Below are 9,814 nucleotides of genomic sequence, written 5' to 3' on the forward strand. Positions count from 1 at the left end.
TCCAGGCGGGCGAATTAACGCGGCACCTTGACCACTTGATACCAAATCTGGCCGCCCATCAGGTTGGAGCCGTCTTTGGAGTGAAGGTGACCGAGGATCAGTTGATGCAGGTAGTTTTGCTTCAGCGGGCCGGTTTTCAGAGTCAGGGTGAGGCCGTCAGAGCTGAGTTCGGTATCGTCGATCGTGATGGTTTTCTCATCAATTTTCGGCGATCCATAATCCGCGTGATACTCGTAGGTGTGGCGCTCCATTTTCAGGCCGGAGACCGATTTCGGATCGACCGGTTCGGAGAATTTCAGCGCAAATCCGTCTGGCAGAGCTTTGATCTTATCAACCGTGAAGAACTGCTTGCCGTTCCAGCGGATACGGGTGATGCCGGTTCCTCCTGCCCAGGACAGAGCGGTTTTTCCAACGTAGAGGGACTTGTCCGTGGTGAAGGCAAGTCGATGGTTGCCGTGGCCGAGTGGGCTGTCCTTCAAAAATGGCACCAGGCCAGTTTGGAACGTGCCGTCCACCTCGTCATCGAGCACGCGGATCAGCGTGTTTTGGTTCATTTCACCGACGATGGTTTCCCCCGTCATTCCTTCTGGCATGGCGCCTTCCGGGACGACGATGGGCTGGGTTGGAGAATTCGCCAGTTCCCCCTGTGGGAAATATCCAGCAGCCGGGACCTGCATTTTGTCCAACTTCGAAACGTCCATCTTCAACGGATCCTTGCCCTTCCAGCCTTTCGACCAGACCAGCGATGCCGGGTGGCCATAGAATCCGCCTTCGGTGATGTTGTAGAGCGGGCTGGTTGGTCTCCAGTCGCCTTGGTTGTCCGTGACGAGCAGTCGTCCCTTGGCATCGAAGCCGATACCGTTTGGTGAGCGGAACCCGCTGGCGTATGGCTCGACGCTGCCATCAGGTGAAATTTTCATCAACCAACCGCGATATGAAGCTCTCGAGTACATCCGGCCGGACTTGTCCTTGAATTTGCCCCAGTCCTTCCCTGGCGCTTCGGTCATTTCCTCGCGTGAAAGCTCGCCGATGTTGGAAAACTCACCGCGGATTTCCTTGCGGATGGGGGAACCGTTGGACGCGACGCCGAGCACCACATAAAGATTGCCTTCCTTGTCCTTCACCGGTCCGTAGGAGAATTCGTGGTAGTTCCCGGTCATGCCGAAATCGTCATAAACCGTTTCATAGCGATCCGCTTTTCCATCGCCATCCGTATCGGTCAGGCGGGTGAGTTCTGCCCGTTGCATGACCAGAATTTTATCTGGGGACTCGACCAGCATGCCGAGCGGTTCCTGCAATCCGGAGCCGAACAGCGTCCAGGTATCGTCCTTTGGCTGATAGATCATCAACTCGCCACGGTGGAAGGCCACGGCAAGCCGCCCGTCCGGCAGCGCACCCATGGCGCCTACCTGTGAATCAACCCCGGCGGGAGTTTTGATTTTTTCAAACGTGAAATAGTCTTTCCAACTATCGGCGTGGAGAGTGGAAAGCAGCAAGCCGAAGCTACAAACAAAAGCGCGGGTAGGGTTCATTGAAACTGGATGGTAAGGGTGAAATCAGCAGCTTCTGCTGCGGTGAGGATGAGGGTCTTGCCCTCGATTCTTCCGTGATCGGACTCGATCGACACCTTCGGGTCGTCAGACAATTTCAGCTTCATGCCGGAGCTCGGCGGTGAAGATAATTCGAAATGCCTCTTGAATCCCTTGCCTCCATCAAGCGCCGTGAATGATTCCCCAATCATGGTGGAACCCAGTTTGTAGTAGAATTTTGGCAGGCCGCCCTTGAGCTCGTAGCCCTTGAACTTCGCTCCATCCATCGATCCGAAAGGAGATTCTTCCTCGGTGTAGCGAACGGTGCCGATGATCTTTGCCTGCTCACTGCCATTGGCATGCCAGTATGGCCAGCCATCGATGAAACCACCGGTCCAGGCGTAGCGAAGGCGGCAGGAGCCAGCATCCCAGCAAAGCGAGGTCATCGAGTCCAGTGCTACGGCGATGGCTGCCGGGCCGGAATTCGGCATGAAAATCCGCTGCACCGTTGGGCGCTCATTTTGCGTTGGGGAAGAAGCGAAGGGATCACCACTTGCGCTTTTCTTTTCCTTCACGCCATCGGCCGTTGCCATGATGTAGGCGTGGATTTGGCGCAGGCCAGCTTCCGGAATGTGCGCCATGGAAGGCATGTCAATGGTACCCGGACGCTTCTTGCCAGGAGCGAGACACCATTTGAGGAAATCATCCGGTTTACCCAGATAGATCGAGCGGATTTCAACCAGAGATGGCCCAACTACCTGCTGATCAAGAGCATGACAGGCGGAGCAATTCTGCTTGAAAAGAACTTCCCCTTCCGATGCCGCCCGCGCCTGGCTAGCGGCAATCCCAAGGGATATGCAGATAAATGCGTGAAATTTCATGTAGAACGCTTACGACGCTAACCATCTGCGGATTTCACGCGAAGCCAAAATTCCGCGGAGGGTGATTTTGCGGATTTTTGTTAGAGCTTGAATCAAGGTTTCTCTTCAGCTCATCCGCTCAGCGGAAACCCTACTTGTCCATGGGTGGAAGGAGGGCTAGTTTGGCACCTCCTGAATCGAATCTCGATTGCCCATGCCCGACTCTAAAACGATTTTTACCTCCTTCGACATCATTCTCCCCGACTGGATGCACTACCGCGTCCACGGCACGGAAGTGTGGACTTGGCTGCTGATTCCCGTGCTCTTGCTGGTGATTTGGTTTTTGGTCCGGGTTCTTGGAAAACTGGTTTCGGTATTCCTGAAGCGCAAAGAAGATCGTCAAGGGTTGGTGCTGGAGATTATACGAGAATTGCGTAGTCCCGTCGAATTGGGTGTGGGGATCTGGCTGTTTCGCTACTCACGCGCGTTTCTGCCGCTTGATGTCGAGACCAAGCATTTCTGGGAGTCCATCGAATTGATGGTAGGCACGATCACCGGCCTGTGGCTGGTGCTGCGAATGGTCCGCCTGTCCTGTGATCGATTGGCCGTGACCTTGGACCGTAGCGGAAAGCCGCATGCGAAGGCGGTGATTCCACTCATGAGAAAGGTTTTGAAAACCACCGTGGTGATTCTGGGCCTCATTTTCTTGCTGCAGAACATGAACGTCGATGTCGGAGCAATGCTGGCCGGGCTTGGTATCGGTGGATTAGCCCTGGCACTCGCCGGTCAGAAAACGGTCGAGAACCTGTTCGCCGGTGTTTCCCTGGTGATGGATCAACCGGCGCGCGTGGGGGATTTCTGCAAATACGGTGACAGTGTCGGAATGATCGAAGACATCGGTCTGCGATCGACGCGAATTCGCACTCCAGATCGAACATTGGTCACCATCCCGAATTCCAAGCTCGCGGAAATGCAGATCGAGAACTTTGCCTGGCGGGACAAAATCTTGTTCAAGTCGACCATTGGCTTGCGCTACGACACGCAGCCCGCCGCGATTCGCGAGGTGCTGGAAGCAGTGAAGACGCTGTTTTACAAGCGGCCAGAGGTCGCGGAAGGGGGGCGCATTCGCTTTGCCGGATTGAATGCAAACTCCATGGATTTGGAAATTTTTGCCTACATCCAGACCAGCGATTTTCTCGATTTCCTGGTGATTCGTGAAGAGCTTTTGTTAGAGATCATGGACATTGTGAAGCATGCAGGTGCCCGGTTTGCTGCCCCATTTCCGCCAGTGGTCTTGGAAAAAGAAGGCCGCCGTGCCGGCGAATGAACGGCTGTTTTGATTTAGACCTACTGCATGATCAGGAAAAATCGTATTTTTTGAAAATGAACCCGCAAAGCCGGAGTAATACTCGGCGCCGCGACGACATCCGGCCCGCCTGCTTGTTTCGAAAATTTCAATGTTGGTTCATTGTCGAGACAACAGGCGGGCTGTGATTGCTCATTCTTCATCGCCATACGAGGTCTTACCTGCGGGGAATTGGCATATTTGATTCAGCCCTAGCCGAAATCTTCGAATCCACCGAAAGCCGATACCATTTTCACCTCAAGCTTTCCTGCCTCGGATACCAATTCCGTCCCAATTCGAGGCGAACATTCTCTGTCTTAACTCAACCAAAATCGGTCCAAAAATCCATTACATCTCAGTTCTGCCACATATAGATTCGAGATCGTGTCTGATCCACGAATATTCTCAAAGCCCAAGCATCCTCTTGTCCACGATAGTAACCAGTACTTATGGTCGACGGATCCCACCAACTCACGGGTTGAAAGTCCTTTCGCGGAGTCGGAGGGGTTATTCCTGAGAATGGAATCTTCGGATAAGGTAAGGCACGCCCCATTTGCTTATTATTCCACTCTACTAAGTGGTCGACAGCTGCATCAAGCTCATCAGGGGCAACGTCGAATCGGACGAGGAACTCTAGATCCTGCAATCCACCACCAAACATCAGGTAGTAAATCGAATGTGCCGATGGAGGAAATGGCACGTCTACGAGCTCTCTCGTTGCAACCGATCGCGAGACTGGTGCATCAGATCTAATCTGCGCCTTATCCGAGCAGCCCGCATTAAGGGTCGCCAATGCCAATGTGGCTGCAGCAAAGAGGGATTTCATTTTCTGTGGAACGTTAAAGGTCATCCATCCGCCGCAGCGGGGTGGATGCACCGACTTATTTGCCATTGTCTTTCTTGAGTTCGGCCTTACGCGCCTTGAACCAAGCTTCGAGTTTCTTGAACGAGTCCACCTTGTCCGCCGCAACTTGCTCGGCGATATTCCAATCTGACACATCGGGGAAAACCTTCCACTCGCTGCCCTGCTTGATCAGGTAGACTGGATCAAGGTCGAATGCTTTACGACCTGCTTTCTTTGATTCATTGATGACTACCACGGCAGAATCGCCCTCGACCTTCTCTTCAAGGATCTCGAAGTCCCAGTTGTTACTGGTGAGGTCAATGAACCGTTGAACCTTGCCCTTGAAGTAATCGGTGGCATCATCCGGCAGCCCCTCGAATTTTGCTGCATGCTTCCAAGTGGCATCAAAGTCCTTGTTTTGTGCAGCTTTCTTGAAAGCAGTTAGGGCCTCCATTGGGGCGCCTGCAAGCGCGGCTTGTGCAAAGAGGATTGCGAACAAGATGAGTAACTTCATTTCTTGGTTCATGTTAGCGGTATGACATCGCCGGAGGGAATCTCAAATTTGATCACACAGCATCCTCTGCATTGCTATCTCCGGTTTGGATGAATCGCTTCAGTAATCCGAAGGCGGGGAAAGTGAGTGCTTCTCCCTGCGGAGGCTCGAACTGAAGCATGCCAGCGTCTTACCTGCGATCCTTCAGATCTCCGTGGATTCATCGGATTATACCAAATACTTGTTCTGGTTACATTCTTTAGGCGTGGCTCAATAGCGTTCCGATACGACCGAGGCCAGAACTGGACAGTATCGCCCGTCATCTTGCCGTTTGGATGAATGAAAGTATATTCGACCCGGGTGTGAATCTTTCCTCCGGAATTTTCTCCCCGAACAGTTAGTGAGGCTGTTTCAGTTTGCACCCAGGAACGTGCATCATCATATGAAATCAGCGGCTGGACAAATGCGTGCCACGCTATTGCGGGAGGAAATATAACGAGTAAGATCGTAGCGGTGATCTTCAAAACGGTCTTCATTCTATTGCAAAACGTGTAAGGCCATTTGCCGCAGCATGGTAGATCCGAAATCAACTCACAGGCTGATCGCTGTCGAATGATGCGTCCTCATTGTTTTCTTGATTTGGAATCCCAAGGGATTGAAAAACCCTCCGGACAGAACGCTCGCTGAAGAATCCTTGTAATGGCAAGGTTATCGCCTCCTCGTTGCACAAGAGGATCTCAAGTTGATACAATGATACCGCCGATATTCGGTATGCCTTGATTTCGGTTCTGGGGATGCGCTTTACAGACGCGTTGTTCACAATCGTTAAAACCAATCCATCGGTTGAGAGTATTCTTGGTGGTTTTCGCGAAATTCAGTAGATGCATACGGCGACCGTCAATGACGCCAGTGCTACGATCCAGATAGATAGTGAATTTACTCTCAAAAGAGAAAACAAGCATGTTGCTCCAAGCGCAACACTTGCGGTCCATGAATCATATGAGCGAGCTGTCACTTTCATTTTTTTGCAGCCGAACGTCAAAGTGCAAGTAACTGTGGGCGTGACTGTCCATTGCGCAGAGAACTAACGGCGTTGGTTTGGTTGCCTACCTCGGCTGGTTCACTTGGTCTTTGTTACCTTGGCGGTATTCCAAGGCCTCGTAGTCAAAATAGTTTTTGGTTAGGTCAGGACGATTCTTCCACTTCTCGCTCTGATGCCACAGGACGCGATCAAGGGAAAGCAGCGGATAATACGACCATCCCCGTAGGGATACTCCGTCGAATCCGTCCACTTGGTAAAATCCTTCGAATGGAATCCAATGGTATCCGAAACACGCCTTTGGTGCCATCACGGCCTTCCCATCACGCCCTTGAAGCAGCCCAAAGGCAACCGGCTCGTAAAATCCCTCGCAGGATGCCACCAGATAGCTCATCGGGTAAAGCGCGACCAATCCGAGCACGATGCGCTTGATGGTCTTGCTTTTCATGGACTCACTTCTAACTCAAGTCGACAGGTGGCAACAACTACTTTGTTGCCGAACTAAAGATCCAACCCAATAGGCCAACCATTAGACAGATCGTACCAACAATCTGCAAGTATTCAGTGGCCGAGTTGCTTCCAAACGGACTACCAACCAACACAAAAGCACCCGCCAGGACGATCATGGCCGTGCTCATGTGCTTCCCCCGGCAAGCCGCCCGAAACGCGCGAATGCAAAAACCAGGAACGTGCCCCGCAGTCTTTGTGCCGGATTGTTTGTATTCGGTATTTTGCATATGTGTTAGTTAGCTAACGTCTAAGCTGTGGCATCGGCGAGCGCAAGGCTCAGCTGCTACGGCGGAAACCTAAGAGCGGTTGCATCTCACCAATGATAGGAAGGAGGATCGAGAGTCGGTCACTATGCTAGGATTCATTTTCTTCACCTGTTATAGAGAGCGTATAAGTCCATTCGGAGCAGGTTAGGGGTTCTGTGCTCCGACTTGTTGTGCGTCCCGTTGATCGCGGGTGTAGAGGAATGCGTCACGAGGTTCCGGTGAAATCTGTGGTCTCACGATCGCTTGAGTCAGGGTTTTTTCGCGCCTGAATCCGAGCTTCTCCAATACCCTGATGGAGGACGCGTTCTCAGTGTCGCAGGTTGCCCAAACTCGGGTAATGTTCGGAAGGGAGAATAGCCAATCGATGACGCCGCTCGCAGCCTCACCGGCATAGCCGCGGCCCCAATAGCTCTGGTTCAGCAAGAATCCGATCTCTGCGGCATCGCCCTCAATCGCGCACGTCACCCCGCCGATTGAGCGATCCCCATCTAATGTTGCAATGACCCAGGAGAATACATCTCCTTCACCCCATGTTGCTGCTCTCGCCTTGATCGATTCGATGAGGGGTTCGATACTAGTTCGACATGGCCAGTCCGCATAACGGGCCACCGCCGGGTCACTGCCATATTCGTAAATGGCTGCCGCGTCCCCGACAGTAGCTTTGCGCAAGCGAGTACGCTGAAGCTCGATCACAGCTGGGGCACTCGGTTTCATTTCTTCGTAGAGCGTCAAGGATCAGGTGCCGGTGGAACGACAGTTGCCCGCACTGGATGGTTCGTCTTGTTTTTGGATGGGTCCGATGTCCATGCCGTCATAGGAATCCACGCCAAGCCGGGAAGCAAGAAGGTAGAGCGCGTCATTCCGCTGATATAAGGTCTTTGGCGTATGAATCTCTTCTTTCTCGACGTGAAGCCACCAAAGAGGAGGGCCATCCTCATCGGAAGAGAAAGTAGAACGAGTAACCCAGTGCTGCCAGAAAACCAAGTAGTGAGATTGTCGTTCCGATTCGGAAGGTCGGGTAATGGGGAACAAGCCCCCAGAACCACCTGAAGTGGCTGAACGAACTCAAGAAAGCGTATCCAACACTCATTGCCCTAGCTGTCTCACCGGTCATAGTCATGCCTGAACTTCCCCGTCCACCAGGCCATTAGGCCTCCTTGGTGATCCAGATGTGTGCTGCATAGATCAAAACACCTAGCGGAAATACAATGCCAAGGGCGATCAACTTGCCGCGCCCGCCATTCGGTGGATAGGCAAGGCCTTCAGTATCATTGGCTGTCTGGCGATATGGATAGTCGAGTAAGCCCATCTGTAACGAACGTAATAGCTGTAGCAGCGGCGGAAATGAAGCCCGGATTCAAAGAAGAACGTTGCCGCTGCTTGCCACCACCGACTTGTTCTGTCGGTTGTTGGTCGTCTTGAGAGTTCAGTTGCTCCATGTGATGAAAAGAACCTCATTCGTGCCTTTGTCATTAAAGGCGACTATGGCGAATCTCCCCATACCAATCTCAAATTTTGTCCAGTCCTGGCTGTAGTCTCGGAAGTTCGTAGGCCACTCCATGAAGCCCTCCGAGAACTTGTCTTGAAGCTCTCTCGGCAGCTCGGTGTCCGGTGTATACACTGGGAATCTATGGGACTTGATGAATTGCCGAACAGCTTCGGGGTCACAAGAGATCCTTGCCCAATACGAACTGCTAGTTCCTACCACTCGCACCTTAGAATCGAGGATACTGCCCGATCCTACGAAGGAAAGCGCTTTGGCGTCTCGGTTTGGTGTCAGCAAGAGGGAAACGCCAACCAGCACTGCGACAATCGCCGCCGTCTTACTGGAAATGCGGATGAAGCGGGTCATCAGATTCTCTGGGGCTTTAGTTTTTTGCAGAACGTCAAAGTCCACACATCCGCTACCGGGAGCGCGTCTCTGATTCTGGTTGAGGTTTATTGCCACCCTTCGATTTCGACTCGGGACGGCTGGTAGGCTGACCATCTCCGCCTTGTTCGGTATTTGATGTCTCCTCAGGATGCGTTGCGCGCTCGATGAATTCCCGAACTATCTGAGTGTCCTTGGGTGATACTGCTGTCAACCTTCTCATTGGATAAAGTAGGGCTAGCCAAGCCACGATGGGCATAACGACAAAGGCAATAATCGATGGCGTAAACCTTCCGTTCTCATCATGCCACACACCCAATGTCACAAAGGCCGGGATGCCAAGGAGGAAGAAGGTGATGAGGAATCGCGCAAGATTAATCCAGCAAGTCTGGAAGATGCCGCGCCTGAATTCACCGACAATGGATGATCCGGTGTCATGCGAAGAAATTGTGGCAAACAGATAAACAACATCGGAGTTCTCGAGCTGTCCGATGTGGTGAATCCGAATCCTATCGGGTTCGATCTTGCCGGCAACAACATGGGGCGCATGCAACCAATTGGCGGACATCCGGATATATCCCTGGTGATCTAGGGCATTCCGCAGACGGTCAAAACACTCCTGTCGAGAATACGGAGTGTCATGACGATAGGAAATACGATTTACCATTTTTAAAAGAACGTCATAGCGCATCCACGGCGAGCATGGAAGCCTTAAAAAGCATCAGGGGCGCTTATCGCCGTTGGATGCCGCGGCTTGTTTTGCCTCTTGGATTTCTGGAAATGCCTGATATAGCCGAATAAGGTTAGTGCGAGCGACACCGACATAGAAGTAATCTTCATTCTCACAGGCAAACAGCAGAAAATCACGCATGCACTTAACTTGTTCAAGGGTGAACACCTGTGAGAAATGGTTATCTTTGAATATGTGACAATCTGTCTCTATCGCATAAATTGTGAAGTCAGTAATGATCGAATTGGATGTTCTGAAATTCCTGAGAACCCAAATCATGTATGGAGCGATATAAAATCGAAAACCTCTATAATCAGTGAAGCAAAAT

10 protein-coding genes and 1 pseudogene are annotated in these 9,814 nt (G+C 52.0%); 1 reads left to right on the forward strand and 10 read right to left on the reverse strand.

The features are described from left to right. Positions 1–14 precede the first annotated feature (14 nt). Both JIN85_RS11825 and JIN85_RS11830 read right to left on the reverse strand, forming a co-directional pair. Complete coding sequence (locus JIN85_RS11825; protein WP_200270924.1) at positions 15–1,532, reverse strand: DUF7133 domain-containing protein; 1,518 nt, start codon at positions 1,530–1,532, stop codon at positions 15–17. After that, a complete protein-coding gene (locus tag JIN85_RS11830; RefSeq protein WP_200270926.1) occupies positions 1,529–2,410 on the reverse strand; it encodes a c-type cytochrome in 882 nt (293 codons plus the stop codon). Before JIN85_RS11830 ends, JIN85_RS11825 begins: the two co-directional genes overlap by 4 nt. A gap of 193 nt (positions 2,411–2,603) precedes the next feature. On the opposite strand from JIN85_RS11830, the gene JIN85_RS11835 reads away from it, so the two are divergent. Further along, positions 2,604–3,716: a mechanosensitive ion channel family protein gene (locus JIN85_RS11835; protein ID WP_200270928.1), complete on the forward strand. Its 1,113-nt coding sequence runs from the start codon at positions 2,604–2,606 to the stop codon at positions 3,714–3,716. Positions 3,717–4,615: 899 nt separating this feature from the next. On the opposite strand, the gene JIN85_RS11840 is transcribed toward JIN85_RS11835, so the two are convergent. The 8 genes and pseudogenes from JIN85_RS11840 to JIN85_RS11875 form a co-directional block, all read right to left on the reverse strand. Then, positions 4,616–5,092 carry a nuclear transport factor 2 family protein gene (locus JIN85_RS11840; protein WP_200270930.1) on the reverse strand — a complete coding sequence of 159 codons (477 nt, stop codon included), beginning with the start codon at positions 5,090–5,092 and terminating at the stop codon, positions 4,616–4,618. Between the two features lie 1,085 nt (positions 5,093–6,177). Next, positions 6,178–6,558, reverse strand: a complete 381-nt coding sequence (locus JIN85_RS11845; protein ID WP_200270932.1) for a hypothetical protein — start codon at positions 6,556–6,558, stop codon at positions 6,178–6,180. 472 nt (positions 6,559–7,030) lie between these two features. After that, entirely contained in the window at positions 7,031–7,600 is a 570-nt protein-coding gene (locus tag JIN85_RS11850; RefSeq protein WP_200270934.1) for a GNAT family N-acetyltransferase, read from the reverse strand. Positions 7,601–7,621: 21 nt separating this feature from the next. After that, positions 7,622–7,918: a ribonuclease E inhibitor RraB gene (locus JIN85_RS11855; RefSeq protein ID WP_200270936.1), complete on the reverse strand. Its 297-nt coding sequence runs from the start codon at positions 7,916–7,918 to the stop codon at positions 7,622–7,624. A 115-nt stretch (positions 7,919–8,033) separates the two neighbouring features. Then, positions 8,034–8,195: a hypothetical protein gene (locus JIN85_RS11860; protein ID WP_200270938.1), complete on the reverse strand. Its 162-nt coding sequence runs from the start codon at positions 8,193–8,195 to the stop codon at positions 8,034–8,036. 117 nt (positions 8,196–8,312) lie between these two features. Further along, entirely contained in the window at positions 8,313–8,738 is a 426-nt protein-coding gene (locus tag JIN85_RS11865) for a hypothetical protein (protein WP_200270939.1), read from the reverse strand. A gap of 52 nt (positions 8,739–8,790) precedes the next feature. Continuing rightward, a complete protein-coding gene (locus JIN85_RS11870) occupies positions 8,791–9,447 on the reverse strand; it encodes a hypothetical protein (protein ID WP_200270941.1) in 657 nt (218 codons plus the stop codon). 30 nt (positions 9,448–9,477) lie between these two features. Next, positions 9,478–9,814, reverse strand: a pseudogene (locus JIN85_RS11875) (hypothetical protein); the annotation flags it as partial.

It is taken from the genome of Luteolibacter pohnpeiensis (assembly GCF_016595435.1).
Classification (GTDB): Bacteria; Verrucomicrobiota; Verrucomicrobiia; order Verrucomicrobiales; family Akkermansiaceae; genus Luteolibacter; species Luteolibacter pohnpeiensis.

What these genes read in the sequence shown, in the direction of transcription:
- JIN85_RS11825 (WP_200270924.1), bottom strand. Translation starts at nt 1,532, where the DNA reads ATGAACCCTACCCGCGCTTTTGTTTGTAGCTTCGGCTTGCTGCTTTCC.
- JIN85_RS11830 (WP_200270926.1), bottom strand. Translation starts at nt 2,410, where the DNA reads ATGAAATTTCACGCATTTATCTGCATATCCCTTGGGATTGCCGCTAGC.
- JIN85_RS11835 (WP_200270928.1), top strand. Translation starts at nt 2,604, where the DNA reads ATGCCCGACTCTAAAACGATTTTTACCTCCTTCGACATCATTCTCCCC.
- JIN85_RS11840 (WP_200270930.1), bottom strand. Translation starts at nt 5,092, where the DNA reads ATGAAGTTACTCATCTTGTTCGCAATCCTCTTTGCACAAGCCGCGCTT.
- JIN85_RS11845 (WP_200270932.1), bottom strand. Translation starts at nt 6,558, where the DNA reads ATGAAAAGCAAGACCATCAAGCGCATCGTGCTCGGATTGGTCGCGCTT.
- JIN85_RS11850 (WP_200270934.1), bottom strand. Translation starts at nt 7,600, where the DNA reads ATGAAACCGAGTGCCCCAGCTGTGATCGAGCTTCAGCGTACTCGCTTG.
- JIN85_RS11860 (WP_200270938.1), bottom strand. Translation starts at nt 8,195, where the DNA reads ATGGGCTTACTCGACTATCCATATCGCCAGACAGCCAATGATACTGAA.
- JIN85_RS11865 (WP_200270939.1), bottom strand. Translation starts at nt 8,738, where the DNA reads ATGACCCGCTTCATCCGCATTTCCAGTAAGACGGCGGCGATTGTCGCA.
- JIN85_RS11870 (WP_200270941.1), bottom strand. Translation starts at nt 9,447, where the DNA reads ATGCGCTATGACGTTCTTTTAAAAATGGTAAATCGTATTTCCTATCGT.